The organism is Candidatus Spechtbacterales bacterium (genome assembly GCA_040879145.1).
GTDB lineage: Bacteria > Patescibacteriota > Minisyncoccia > Spechtbacterales > 2-12-FULL-38-22 > JAWVZY01.
Map to the genome: position 1 here is coordinate 1 of JBBDKX010000019.1, position 13,766 is coordinate 13,766.

The following is a 13,766-nucleotide window of genomic DNA, read 5'->3' on the forward strand; positions in this document are numbered from 1 at the left end:
CGTGGATCCTCGACGCTATAACAAAATCAAAGATTTTGATAGCGTCGGGATTCGCAAGCTCACAAAACAAGATTACACTGATAACAACTGATACCACTGATGATTTTTACATGCATCAGCGTAATCAGCCATTATCTGTGATATCTAAGCGAGCGAAGCGAGCATTAGCGAGCTTACAATATTATAAAGCATAGGAAAAGCAACTGTTGCTAAGAGGTACCCGACTACCGCGTACACAACAAGCCCTTTGCCCTTTTTGCGATACGCCTCGTTAGCGCCTCCTATAACAAAATAAAAAGCTCCCAGCGCTATCATAAGCACAGCTATGGGATTTGCTATTACCTCAATTGTTGAAAAAAGTTGTTCCATAAATAGGTATTAGGTTATAGCTATTAGGTATTAGGAAAGATTAGTGCCCATTTTATTTAGCATTTTCATAACCTCCTCCAGCAAGTCCTCAACCTTTGTATAATTAACATCTTTAAAATTAAGTCTTTTAGCAATCTCTATTTGTGTCTGTAATTCCGCTCCTGACCCGCGCGACATAAATATAAATCTCCTATAATCTTTTTTACTGCCTCTATTTCTTCCTTCAGCAATATTAGAAGGTATAGAAACTGCCGAACGTCGCATCTGTGAAGTTAAGCCATATACTTCAGTTTTAGGAAAACTGCTTGTAATATTATACACTTCCTCCACTAAGTCCATAGCTTTCTGCCAAACAATTAAATCTTTGTATGAATTTATCATAATGTGTAACACCTAAAAGCTAACACCTAATACCTAACACCTAAAGCGTAGCGTAAAAATTAAATTCTCTCTCATTTATTTCATATACCATATCAAAGCGTAATCCAAGCCCTAAAAACTCCTCTTCCGTCGTTATCCAGCTTTTTTCACCTGTTGCAGAAACAATGTAAACGCGCCGGTCTCCTGTGTATCTTATAACCGAAACATCTTCATACTCATCCAAAACTCCTCTGTCCACAACCAGGACATTGTCCCAGCTTAAGTGTCCATACATGTCTATTATCTGCGGAGCCTGTACCCATCGCTTATAACTGTTTCCCTCAGGTGTATTTTTTATAATGTACACCCTGTCATTTCCCTCTTCCCGTACTAAAGCCCCGTCAGGAAAAAAAACAGGGGCGCTCTCGGTTGCAACCATGCTCTTTGTCGCATCCAGTGGCACAGTTTCTGTAATTTCCGCTGTTATAGAATAATTTACAAGCGGCGTATTTCCCAAAAAATTCTGGAGCACAGGCATAAGCACTACCTCACCGTATTTGTAGCCAAAATCCTCAAGATAAAACTTTCCCGAGTTTCCCGACAGCTCCATATAAAAGATCTGCGGCGGTCCGCTGTATGGATAAACAGCGTAAGGTACTGTAAATAAACTGCCCTGCGGCTTGTTAAATGTAAGTACAAAAACATGGTCGTCGGGCTGCTCCACGACTGCCTCGCGCGAATAACTCTTCCAGTTTCCCTGCCAGGGAAATGTTGTATCAGACTGCGATATTATCTTTCCGCCCTCTTTTGCGCCCTCAAAAGTTATATGCAGATTGTTGTAATTTAAATTAGGGTTTCTGTAACAGTAAGCATTAACAGGCGAAACAGTACAGTTGTTAACAAGGCTAGCAATTACCCAGTTGTTAAACACATCCTGAAATTTTTTATCTGCTCCAACGCTTTCAAGCGCGTCGTTTATTCCTAAAATCCCGCTGTTGTCGCTTTTTATTAAAGCGGTAAAAAAATCGTCTCCGTATCGTCCATAAAGATAGTGCCCCAACATGCTTACAACGCCATAATCTGCCTGGTCATTGTTCCAGCGCGTCATGTCGTCGGAAGGATTGCCCAAAAAAGTCCTGACACGGCTTTGCAGGTTGCTTCCCTGGTACGTATCGTTAAGACCCGCTATTGTGGGCGCAACCTCGCTCATCATCTCATTTACCCACAGCTCTTCACGCACATTGAGCAGACGGTTTTTTTGGTTGTAGTGTATAAGATGCTGCAATTCATGTGCCAAAAAACTCTTAAGATAAAGCGGATTACCTAAAAAATCGCTGTTTAAATAGAGTATTTCACGCTCATTGGAAGTTGGCGCTTGCGTCCTTTTTATCTCATCTTCCTCGCGAAAATATCCGCCTATTCCCTCTCTCATGTTTGTAATAAGAACAGTTGTTTTGGGGTCGTTATCTATTCCGGGTGTCCATTCTATACCAAAAACATCCGTTACCTTAGGGTATATCTCTAAATCAAAATTATCTCCTATATCGTCCAGATTAGAGAGCGCTCCGGAGCGTGTAGAAAGGGAAACGCTGCTCCAATAGTCATCTTCTACATAAAAATAGGCGCGCTCGCTCTCGTGTCGCAGAGTTGCGGACACACTGCTTCTTGTGGAGTTGTCAAAACCCGAATCCACATGAAAAAGAACAGAGCCCGAAGTTTGCGCGTACGCGCTGTGGCTTGCGAAAACAAGTAAAAGCAAAAAAACACCGCCTACAACGATGCCCAAAAATACTTTATTTTTCACTTTAAATTCCATGCTTCTATTATACTACAACGTTCCAAAAGCGCTAAATCTTACAAATAAGTCCTATTGGTCCTATGCGACCTATTGGACTTATTGTTCTTAATTTTAAGTACGACCTTTAAAAATGTTTTCTGTTATCCATTATAACAAAATAACAGCACCTTGTGTGCTATTATTTATGACGTAGCGGATTGGAAATTCTTACAGAACTTTCAATTATCTGTATAGCCGGCTTACAGCGCGCGTTTTATCATAAATTCAACATTCTCATTCGCGTTGCGATAAGAAATATCAATATTAGGATATTTTTTCTGCCAAACCCTAAAAACTTCATCGGCAAATGCCTGTCCAACCGTATCTACATCGCGAAAATCAAGAACAATCGTTTCAAATCTGTCCAAACCCATAAACATCCTGCGCGCTTGAGAACGCGATATAAAATCAGTACCCGCCTTGTAAAGATTCACTACTATCTTTGTTTTTGAAAATTCATAAGTTTCCTCATTTGTATATTCTTTAAATACGGAATTCATGTCAATTTGAGAGTCGAGCCCTATTGTAAAAGTCACTTTAGTACCTTTTGTTTTTTTTATGTCCTGAATAAAAATATCCCCAAGCTTGTTATTAAATATAAGCTTTTTTGTACCGCTTCTAAAAATCAGAGTATCAGCTATTTTTGAAGTAAAAAATATACCTTCACCACTATGTGCCTCAGGCGCTGTGGTTTCTTTTCCCTTTAAAAGATCTTGAATAGCCTCCATTTCATTTGAAAGACCTTTGCCCCGGGCAATATTGTTAAAAATACCCACACCTTTATCATTTATATCAAATCTCACTGCTGCACTGTCTCGCACCATTAAAACTTCCACCTCATCGGACATGGAATGCTCTATGGCGTTATTCATCATTTCAAGAAACCCGTAATCCAAAGCTCTTTCCACGTTTTTACGAAGATTTAAAAATATGCCTGTTTCTTTTTTAATATCAACAAGAACGCCATCTTCTTCCAGGTTTGTATTTTTATATATCCTGTGAAACTTACTGAGTTCACGCTTTTTCTTTGCAATAATCTCAGGGGAAGCCATAATATACCTGGCATTGTTCGCCCTGCCTATAAGAACTATTTTGCCCTCGTCTCTTAGTTCCTGGAAAAACCTATTAACATACGCGCGTGAAAAACCGGTCTCTTTAACTACTTCCGAGGCCTTAACTTCACCGTTCTTTTTAATTTTACGTAATATTAAATCCTTTATATCCATAGTTTACAACTTTAGTATAATATAAAAAATAAAAGTTGTAAACAAGTTGTAAACCATATTCAACTCAAAAACCGCTTAATACCCCTTATGAGTTCCTTTATGAGCCCTCCCTTAACCAAAGCAAAAACCCCCTTGCGGGGGTTTTTGCTCCTATTATCTTATCTTGCCTCTATGGCGAGGTCGGACCTTGCCATGGGGCGGCAAGATAGTTGTTTAACTCCTCTAATCCTTTTCTATAATCTTCGTAATCATTTAAAAACTCGTTATAATCCTCCCGGCTATTATCAAAAAGCTCTAATATTCTGTTTGGGTTAACCCATACAGCTTGCTGTTGTCCATTATAATATTTATAGCTTGAATAAGGATAAGTTTCCCATTCTTTAGGGTTGAGGTGGATATATCTGGAGATGTGGCTGAAATATGCATCGTTATCTATTAAAGAAGCTTTGTACCTTCCTTGGAACAATCCGCCTACTCGTTTGTAGCGCTTATTAAAATACCGAACATAGCCAACCATAACGGAACGCATTAGATCTCTTATAGCAAATTGATGGTCCTTCTGATACACAAATAAATGAAAATGATTAGGCATTAAACAATATGATAGTAATTCTATATCTTCGTGCAAACGCAATCTCCTAAGTCTTGCTTCTTCTATTTCAGTCAAAGCTTCATCTTTTGTCTCTTCTTCCAATTCAGGGCTCAACGCAACTTTAAGATAACTCAAAAAGACCCTGTAATCCCTATCATCCATAAAGATATCCCGTTTTTCTACACCTCTATTGTAAATATGGTAATAGGAGTTTGGCGCGTATTGTTTAACTGTGTTTTTACTAGGCATCATCAATAGTTTATATTATCTATGCCTATCTGGCAAGGTCGGACCTTGCCATGGGGTGATGGGTTGGGGTGGGGATAAGGCGGGACGGGGCTTGTCTGGCGAGGTCGGACCTTGCCATGGGGCTTAGCCTTCGCGGTTTTGGCGAGGTCGGACCTTGCCAGATGGCGATGGGATGGGGTGGGATTCTGCTCTGGCGAGGTCGGACCTTGCCATGGGGCTTAGCCTTCGCGGTTATGGCGAGGTCGGACCTTGCCAGATGGCGATGGGTTGGGGGGTGGGAGGGGCCAAAGCAAAAACCCCCTTGCGGGGGTTTTTGCTTTACCGGCGTTGGGTTGCCTGCCTGCCGGCAGGCAAGGGCTGAAATTTCAGCTAGGCTCGTAGCCAGTCCACGCCTCCTGCCTGGCAAGGTCGGACCTTGCCATGGGGCACTTTAAGCGGGTGTTCGCGGTTATGGCGAGGTCGGACCTTGCCAGATGGCGATGGCCCTTAGGGCAAAGGAAAACCCCGCAAATGCGGGGTTTTCCGGTTACCAGCGTTGGGTTGGGCTTATGTACTAAGCTAGGCCCGTAGCCAGTTGAGTATCACTAAACTGCTTAGCAGCTTGTGATGTCTGCACCTATTGGGTAGAAACTGTCGGATACTTCTGAGGAGTTCACAATGTATAGTGAATCCCAGTCGTGTCCACAGCTTTCAAACGTAGAAGGCGTCATGTTCAGCCACTGCTTTGTGCCTGTGTCGGCATCCAATGCAGAGCTTACTTTGTACACCTTCTCGCCATTCAATTCACGAATCATGTCAGAAAGTGTGTAGCCGTCCAATGAACCTGCTACCACATCCTGAATGTTCGCCCACTCAAGGTGTCCGTAAGAGTTGAAGATCGCGGGGTTAATAATTAACCTCTTGAACTTCTTAACTCCTACAAGCTTAACGATGTAAACATCGTCAGAACCTGCTTCACGAACTAAGTCGCCGTCCGCGAATACTGGTGCGGGAGGAGCAACACTTACCTCGCTTACTTCACCACCTGCTGAAACATTTGCAAGAGGCAATGCGTTTCTACCTGCATCCTTGAATGCGCCTGTAGATGCGTAGCTTACGCTAGGCACTGAATCAGGAGCGTCTGTTTCAAGAATGTCTGCCTTAAAGACGTTAGCAGTAGAAGCAAATGTGTATGCGTCGTAGGTGCCGTCGTTTGCACTCCATGCACCTGTTTGAGCAAGACTTTCACCGCTTACTGTCCATCCGTCTGTGTCTGTTCCTGTTCCCATAGCTTCAGAGAATACGAGTACCAACTGGTCATACATACCGTTGGAGTTTCGGTCTCTTAGCAATTTGTGAACAACTATAGGAGCAGCGCCGTCAACTGAATCTGTAGTTACAGGGGCTTCAAACTTAGCGGTGTCGGTTCCTGCGTTAAACGTAGCAACCAAGTTACCTGCCAAGTCAGCAAGTGAACCTTGTACATACTTCAGCTTAGGCAATGCGCCTGTGTCTTCGTTCTGCTCCGCGAACTTAACAACAACCATTGTGTCGTTACCACCGTTTGCGGTCATAACGCTTGTTATTGTTAAGTCGGGAGATGTTTCAGTAGTTGATGAATAGCTAGCTCCTCGTACAGCTGCAAAGTCGCCTGCTACTAATGTAGAAGCGTCTACTAAGCCGTCAAACTGAGCTACCAAAGCGTCAACAATACCGTTACCGTTCATGTCTCTTGTTTGAATGTTTACAAGAGAAGGAGCGGCTCCGGGTGTAACAGTTAATTCTACTGCTCCACCATCGTAGATAGTAGATGTGTGCTGAGGTGTAGCTGAGTTTCCTGCAGAATCCTTAACCTCGTTAGCTACAACAGAGAATTGATCACCCCCTGTTCCAGTACCATCACCTGCTAATGCTTGTGTAGCATCTACTGAAGCAGTAAGAGTTACAACTCTTCCGTTCACAGATACTGTACCTGAATCAGGTACTTCAGCGTCGTCTACTGCTGTACCGTCAGCATTCTCTAGTCTCCAGTCGGTCCAAACAGAACCGTCAGCGCCTGAAAGGCTCCAGGATGAAGCTACTGTTGAAGCATCAACTGCTTCAGAGAAGAACAACTGTACTGTTTCACCAGCTTCCCAGATGTCGTTAGCGGTTGTCTCGTAAAGAGTTGCGCTTTCAAGCAATGGGGAAGCCTTATCTGCTTCGTTTAAACCAGCTGAAGTTACGTTTGCAACCGGGTCATCAGCTAAGGTGCCACCGCTTAGGAACAATGTTCCTGTTGTTGTGCTGTATGTAGCGTCAGGAGTTTTTCCTGAATCAGAAACAAGGGATTCTGTAACAACAAGAGTAATCATTGTTGTTGTTGTACCTGAGTGTCCTGTTGTTGCTAATGAATAACCTTCTGAAAGGGTCCAGCCCAATTCAAGGTCGGCATCAGCTCCACCAGTGTTAGTAACTGCTCTTGAGAATGTAATCTCAAGGCTGTCAATCTGGCCGTCACCGTCGCTATCCTTGTACTCTGCTTTCATAGGTACAGGAACTACGCTAACTGTGGGTGTAATACCAGTTATAGCGTTAGCACTGTTTCCTGCTACATCCACAACGCCTCCTGATGCTGCGTAGTCAAGTGTGAATGTGCTTGTTACATCGTTAGATGAATTCTCGGTTACAGCGATGATAACTGTATCATTACTGTTAGATACAGTTGTTGAATCGAACTTCTTGAATCCTGTTACAGCTCCAAGTGTGTAGGTTGTAGAACCTACTTTCAAAGTAAAGCCTCCTGATGTTGTAGCTGAACCTAAGGTTTCTGAAAAAGTAACTTCAAGTGAATCCACTTTATTGTTACCGTTTAAGTCCTTAAGCTTAGCGCTCATAGGATATGGCTTAGCCATGTCTGTAGTTGTTACAGACTGGTCTAACATTTCCTCGCCTGTTGCGTCTTTAAGAGCGTTTGAAGCTTCGAAGTCTTGGTCGTAAACTACAGTCCAAGAATCACCTGTTGACTGAGCAGCATCTGAATGGTTAACATCTGCAAAATCAATTGTAAGTGTGTCATTTAATACTGTAGTTGTACTCCATGAAGCTGCTGTTTCTAAGTCAATATCTGTTCCACCAGCTTCAATCATGTGAGCGGTTCCGCCAAGGGCGTTAACAAAGTTACCTGTATCGGTAAGTGTAGATGCCATTGATTCGGAGAAGTAAACCTTTACTTGGTCTACTATACCGTCAGCTGTGTTGTCGTAAGTTTCTACCTTTGTAATGGTAGGAGCTACGCCGTCACCACCAAATGTGATTGATTTTGTAGTACCGTCTGTGGTGCCGCTTGCAGATGAAACTGCGATAGCGTTAGCATCTTCTTCAAGGTCGTTTGTCCAAACTTGAACTTTCACAGTTTGGTTGTCAGCACCGTCTGCTGTTACAAGAACAACAAACAGGTCGTTTCCTGCGTTAGTTCCTGCGTCATCCTTAGGAATAACAAATGATGTTGTTATATCAACTGCTACTCCTGCAGAATATGCAGCGAATCCATCAGTTGTTGCTGTAGCATTAACTTCACGAACTGCAGCATTGTCTGAAAGAGCAAATGCAGTTGTCCCTGTTACATCTATACAATTCTGAGCAGCTGTACCGGCTGTACCACAATCTCCAGCATTAGCTGCACTTGCATCTGTGTAGAAAGTACCTGCCATAATGTGGGCTTCTGTTCCGGTTCCAAGTTTTACGGTTACTGCAGCAGCATCAGCTGGAGGATTTGTAGCACCATCAACAAGAACAAAAGTTGCTCCTGCGCCTTGAGCGCCATCAATTAACCCGCTATAAGGCGAAGTTGAATCTGTCCTTGTAACAGAAGTAAGCAATGCGTCGCTTGAGTCAAATACGCCATTTGTACCGGACAATGAAGAGTCGCGATAAATGCGGACTGTTTCAATGTTGGATGCTGCGGCTTCAGCTGCGGAGTCGTCTGAGGTAAGGTGAACGTTCACCTCTGTAAGGGTTGTTTGGGTTTCTGGCCCAACAATGTTCACACCCAAGGCAACTCTTTCGCTTTCACCTGCTGGTGCAATTCGGGGGCTTGTTCCTGTAACGTCTTCTACAACTGCTTCCTCACCTGCAGCGAATACGTTGAGTACCTGTGTAAGGTAAACAACACCGCTCAAGGTAACGATAGTAGCAATTGCTGTAACTACAGAAACCGCCTTCCATGCGTATGTTTCTTTATAAGTCATTTTTAAATTATTTTCTTCTCTCTGTGCTTAAGCTAAGCAAGAGGGAAGATAGTTTTGGGTCTGATATTCCAAGCTTTGAATTTCAAATTTCAAATGTCAAATTTCAATTGAATGCTTAAATGACAAATGAATAAATGAAAAGCATTGGATACAGAACCCGAATTCCGCGTTTTTATTTTAGTTTGCGGAATTGTTTTTTGTGTAGATACCGGTTCGTGCACCAAACAAGTATCTACGGCTTAAGACCACTGCCGACCTTCCGGCCCTGTGTAACAGGACTGCAGAAGTGGTCTGCGGGGGTCGTGCCCCCATTTTGGTTTACGACACAACGTCGCGCCGACCAAAATGGGGGCATAACCCCGTTAAATGTTTTTAATGTGCAACTCTGTAAAAGAGTTGCGGACCTATTCATCATTCTGAATGTGCACTTAAGAATGATGTTTTACGGTCTGGGAATATTCCCCCGTCTCGCTCTCGCTTGCCCGTCTCGCCGAGGTCGGACCGAGGCAGATTTTCGGTGGAACATTCCCAGACTGTTTAGGTGTTCTCATTTTGGGGATAGTTCGACAGGCTCACTACTTACGCGCACCATCTGACGAACATCCCCAAAACGTGGATTGCTGAATTTTTAAGGTTAACTAATTCCCAACTTCTTCTCTACTGCTGATAATCTCTTTTTCAAATCTTCTACTTCAAAGTTAGGCGCCATTTGGCTTAAACGCAATTCCAGATCTTCCAGTTTTATTTTAATTGATTCAACTTCGCTTCTGAGCACCCTGGTGTCTTCCTTGATGCCATCAAGTTTTTCATTAATGGTTGAAAACTCATTCTGCATCATTCGGGCTAAATCTTCATTTGTTACTTTATCGTTTGGCATAATTATTTTTTCTTTTTTAACTTCTTTAACAAATTATTTTTCTTTTTTCTATGTTGACTAAACCGTCTTCTTAAATCATTCGTAGAACCTACATAGATATTCAATTCTTCCTTGTCCTGCAAAACATAGACGTAAAACATATCAAAAATGGGGGCGGGGTGAAATTTCAAATGTGCTAATTTTCTATTTCTGTGTCTGTGCTGTCTGCGAGTTTAACGATGTTGTCTCTGTTTCTTTCTACTTTGTTGCTGAGCATTGCTCTTTCCTGCTTGTCTGTTTCTTCTTTTTCTACAGAGCCGCTTACTGCATTTAATATCCTTTGAACGTCTTCTTTGTCTGCAACTTGTTTAAATTTTTCATCTAATTCATCTTTGGTGTAGAAAATATCTGTAAGACCTTCAAACTTTTTATCAACACCGTTAAACCTTTCGTCCATTTTTCCAAATCTTTCATCCATTTTTTCAAATCTTTCGTTTAGATTTGAGAACTCGCCCTGCATCATTCGGGCTAAATCTTCATTTGTTACTTCTTCATTGTTTTTTTCTTCTGCCATATTATTATTCTTTTAATTCTATTAAATTATCTTTTGATAGTTGGCTTAAATATGGCTTAGAACAATCTTTACACAATTGCACACCTTTTACTGACTTACTTGGAATGAGTTCATAAAGAGATAAATCAAACAAACCTATGTTTGTGTCAGCCTCCTTTTCACACTTGTCACATTTTATAACTCGCATAATATTGTGATTCACGGTTCGGGGACAGTTCGGCAGGTTTCTACGGTGAGCTCGTCGAACCGCTCAATACTTACACGCACCATCTGGCGAACATCCCCAAAACGTGAATTGGTTTGGGTTAATTACTGCTATCTTATTATATCAATATTATATCAATGAACTACGAAATTTCCTTGTGGATTACTTATCAGTAAAATCAGCTACTATCAGTGGAATCACCATCAACAAGCTCGCCGGAATCGGTAGGCTCATCGGAAATATTTTCATCATCACTTGAAGTAATTTCAACCTCCTCGCACCTATTCAATAATTCAAAAGCGGTTATTATGTTGCGCAAGCCACCCTCTTCAAGCAACAGACCGGACTCTTCCAAAAGGGCTTCGTCCGCGCATGCTTCCATTAAAATACTTACCTGTATATTTAACGCCTCGTATGGGTCTTTCTCGTTAACTAAACTGGTCCACACCTCTACCTTTTCATTTACCTGGGCGACTTCTTTTTCTATTGTTTCTTTGTTACCGCTTTCCTTTGCCAAAGCGATATCTTTTTTATAACTTTCAAGAGCTTCCGATACCCCTTCGGCAAGCTCAGGATTAAACGAAGCGGCACCTTCAGCGGCGAATCGGGTTGAAGCGATCCTGCTTATCTCGTTTACTCTTCGCTCTGCGTATTTTGCCTGAAGGACAGTGCCGTCCATCTCGCTAAAAGTTACCGCGCTCCTTAAGTCCTCGCCTGCAAGTTTCGCGCCATAAAGCGGACTTCCCGGAAGAGAGTTTTGCGCCATTGTCGCGCTTAGTACCATTAAGGCAAAAATACCAAGTGTAAAAGCACCCGCCCACTTTGGCTGAGCAAGAGTCCTCTCGAACCATGAACCGCGGATTGATGCGGATTCACGAACCGCGGATTGATGCGGATTTAGGGCTTCCTGTGAAGCGTCTATGTGAGCAATAAGATTTGCGCGCGCGGAAACAGCCCAATCTTCTTGGGGTTTAATTTGTTTTAGTTCTTTTAATTGTTTTCTGAGAGTTTGGTCGTCCATCGCTCTGTGCAAGTTAATGCCGCGGATTAATGCAGATTAAGCTGATTAAATACGGATGAAACTAATAAGAATACTTAAATTTCTACTAACTATGACGAGTTACCTGGCTTTTTGTTACGCGCTTCGTCATATACATAGCGTTTTATTATAAGTTTTTCAGGCGTAAAAGCAACCAATAGACCAAGTTTATATTCTGATTGTTTAAGATAATCCCAGAATTGTTTCATATCATCTTTTGTTATGTGGGGTTTTGACTTAAGCTCTAAAAATATTTTATCTTCTATAACGAAATCCGGTATATATTTCCCTATTTCTATACCCTTATAATGCAGTTTTACAGGAACCTGAGTTTCAAATTTTAAACCTGCCTCTTCTAACTCTACTGAAAGCGCCTTTTCAATAGTTTTCTCTCTAATGCTGCCTAATTCATTGTAGACAGAAAAGCATGCTCCTCGTATTTTATATGTTATATCCTCGTATAATAATTTCGGCATAAAATCCGCTATAAATCCGCGTTTATCCGCGGTTAAGTCATTTTTATTTCTTCTGTAGTCAGCTTTCCTCTCAGTTCCTTCAACGCTCTAAAAACTCCTACCCTCACTGCTACTTCTGTTTTGCCTAAAATTTCGGCTATTTCGGTGTTTGAGAGTTCTTCTATATACCGCAAGGTTATAAGTTCTGCGTGATTACCGCCCAATTCGGACAACGCAGTCTGGACACTTTCCATGCTTGTCCGAATGTCCAGAATATCCCCAATGTCCGAACCACTGGTGTCCAATACACCGGTCTGACCGGTGTTGTCCAAATACTCAAGGAGGTTTTCGTCATCTATGGCGAACTCTTTGCTTGTAGAGCTTTTTCGGTAGTGGTCCGCCATTGTGTTATATGCTGTTTTGTATAAATAGGCGCGTTCGTTATCGGGGTATTTTTCGGGGTTTCGGCTTAAATAGTCCCACGCCTTTGCAAACGCCTCTGCTGTTAAATCCTGGGCAAGTTCATCGGATGCTACTTTAACACGCAGGAAACGATAAATAGACGCGTGGTGCGCGTCGTATGCTTTTATGAAGTTGGTTTTTAATTTGATTAATTTCATTAATCAGAGATTGCACTGATTATAGCTGATAACGCTGATGATGCTTAAGTAGTATAGTCAGGTGTCCAAATTTTACGCTTTATAGTTAGTGGACTACTGCCAAAATTTATAAGTAAACCTAATCTATACCCTGTACCTTGTAGATAATAAACTAATTGATTCTCGTGTGCTTTAGGTAAATACGGAACAGACTTTAATTCAAGAATTACTTTATTTTCAACTACAAAATCGGGCTTATATACGCCAACTTTCTCATTCTGATACTTAATTGGAAGCGTTTTTTCTCTTTCATATTTGATACCTTCTTTATCTAAGGCGATAGCTAGTGCTTTTTGATAGATTTTTTCTTTATGCCCGAATCCTAATTCATTATAAACTTTAAAAACACAGCCACGCACTTTATATGTTAAATTTTCGTATAGATACTTATTTTGACGCATAATATCAGTGTAATCAGCTATTATCAGCGAAATCCCATTAGCTACGCTAAGCGATACTTCGCTCCATTTGTCTTTCCGTGCTTGGTTACTTTGCCCATTTTTATCAATTTATCCAGATCCCGCCTTATTGTGCGAGGGCTTATGTCTTGTAAAATATTTGAAAGATCTGCTACCTGTACTGCTCCGTTATTGCCCAAATGGGTGAGGATTGTTTCGTGCCTGTCCGTTAAAGGCGAACCCTCACTGCGAGCCCTCGTGGCCTTTAACGGACCAGGGTCGTCGCTTACACGAGGGGCGCCTGCATATTCGCCAAATTCAGATACTAAACTTTTTGCATTTCCTGCTTCAGACACAGAAGCAGATTTTAACACATTTTCGCTATTTTGTATATAATTTTTCTCTCTCCTTTCGGGAATATCAAGAGAAGAGCCCGCGTGCCCTTCGGCAAGCCCTTCGACAGACTCAGGGCGATGCTCAGGACTCCGCTCGTCCGCAAGCTCTACGTGCGGCTCTTCGGCCTCTTCTACTCCCGTGTAAATACCCGCGTAAAGAGGGCCACCTGCAGGCGGAGCATAAGATGCCTGTCTGGGTCCTTCGACAGGCCCTTCGGCAAGCTCAGGACGATGCTCAGGGCGATGCTCAGGATTACGCTCGTTATTTAATGACGTAACTGAGTCGTTATTCTTACCGTCCTCCGCTCTTTCAGAGCTACGGAACGGCAAGCCGTCCTGGGCTT

At 42.2% G+C, this 13,766-nt stretch carries 15 protein-coding genes; all 15 read right to left on the minus strand.

What is annotated here, in order from left to right; genetic code table 11:
* Positions 1-144 precede the first annotated feature (144 nt).
* Positions 145-369 carry a hypothetical protein gene (locus WDZ40_01740; protein ID MEX0877569.1) on the minus strand — a complete coding sequence of 75 codons (225 nt, stop codon included), beginning with the start codon at positions 367-369 and terminating at the stop codon, positions 145-147.
* A 30-nt stretch (positions 370-399) separates the two neighbouring features.
* The gene (locus WDZ40_01745; protein MEX0877570.1) at positions 400-750 is read right to left on the minus strand and encodes a four helix bundle protein; all 351 of its coding nucleotides are present in this window, start codon (positions 748-750) and stop codon (positions 400-402) included.
* Between the two features lie 40 nt (positions 751-790).
* The gene (locus tag WDZ40_01750; GenBank protein MEX0877571.1) at positions 791-2,545 is read right to left on the minus strand and encodes a hypothetical protein; all 1,755 of its coding nucleotides are present in this window, start codon (positions 2,543-2,545) and stop codon (positions 791-793) included.
* 221 nt (positions 2,546-2,766) lie between these two features.
* Complete coding sequence (locus WDZ40_01755) at positions 2,767-3,792, minus strand: DUF4325 domain-containing protein (GenBank protein MEX0877572.1); 1,026 nt, start codon at positions 3,790-3,792, stop codon at positions 2,767-2,769.
* Positions 3,793-3,961: 169 nt separating this feature from the next.
* Entirely contained in the window at positions 3,962-4,633 is a 672-nt protein-coding gene (locus tag WDZ40_01760; protein ID MEX0877573.1) for a transposase, read from the minus strand.
* A gap of 593 nt (positions 4,634-5,226) precedes the next feature.
* The gene (locus tag WDZ40_01765) at positions 5,227-8,841 is read right to left on the minus strand and encodes a hypothetical protein (GenBank protein MEX0877574.1); all 3,615 of its coding nucleotides are present in this window, start codon (positions 8,839-8,841) and stop codon (positions 5,227-5,229) included.
* Between the two features lie 634 nt (positions 8,842-9,475).
* On the minus strand, positions 9,476-9,718 hold the full coding sequence (locus WDZ40_01770) for a hypothetical protein (protein ID MEX0877575.1): 243 nt from the start codon (positions 9,716-9,718) through the stop codon (positions 9,476-9,478).
* A 2-nt stretch (positions 9,719-9,720) separates the two neighbouring features.
* The gene (locus WDZ40_01775) at positions 9,721-9,888 is read right to left on the minus strand and encodes a GIY-YIG nuclease family protein (protein MEX0877576.1); all 168 of its coding nucleotides are present in this window, start codon (positions 9,886-9,888) and stop codon (positions 9,721-9,723) included.
* A gap of 5 nt (positions 9,889-9,893) precedes the next feature.
* A complete protein-coding gene (locus tag WDZ40_01780) occupies positions 9,894-10,271 on the minus strand; it encodes a hypothetical protein (protein MEX0877577.1) in 378 nt (125 codons plus the stop codon).
* Between the two features lie 4 nt (positions 10,272-10,275).
* Positions 10,276-10,458 (minus strand): hypothetical protein, encoded by a 183-nt coding sequence (locus WDZ40_01785; GenBank protein MEX0877578.1) that lies wholly within the window; start codon positions 10,456-10,458, stop codon positions 10,276-10,278.
* Between the two features lie 196 nt (positions 10,459-10,654).
* On the minus strand, positions 10,655-11,497 hold the full coding sequence (locus WDZ40_01790) for a DUF5667 domain-containing protein (GenBank protein MEX0877579.1): 843 nt from the start codon (positions 11,495-11,497) through the stop codon (positions 10,655-10,657).
* A gap of 89 nt (positions 11,498-11,586) precedes the next feature.
* The gene (locus WDZ40_01795) at positions 11,587-11,991 is read right to left on the minus strand and encodes a GxxExxY protein (protein MEX0877580.1); all 405 of its coding nucleotides are present in this window, start codon (positions 11,989-11,991) and stop codon (positions 11,587-11,589) included.
* Between the two features lie 32 nt (positions 11,992-12,023).
* Positions 12,024-12,590, minus strand: coding sequence for an RNA polymerase sigma factor (locus WDZ40_01800; protein ID MEX0877581.1), 567 nt, complete (start codon positions 12,588-12,590; stop codon positions 12,024-12,026).
* Positions 12,591-12,634: 44 nt separating this feature from the next.
* A complete protein-coding gene (locus WDZ40_01805; GenBank protein MEX0877582.1) occupies positions 12,635-13,030 on the minus strand; it encodes a GxxExxY protein in 396 nt (131 codons plus the stop codon).
* 41 nt (positions 13,031-13,071) lie between these two features.
* Positions 13,072-13,766: DeoR family transcriptional regulator (locus tag WDZ40_01810; GenBank protein MEX0877583.1), on the minus strand; the 695-nt coding region annotated here is incomplete at its 5' end.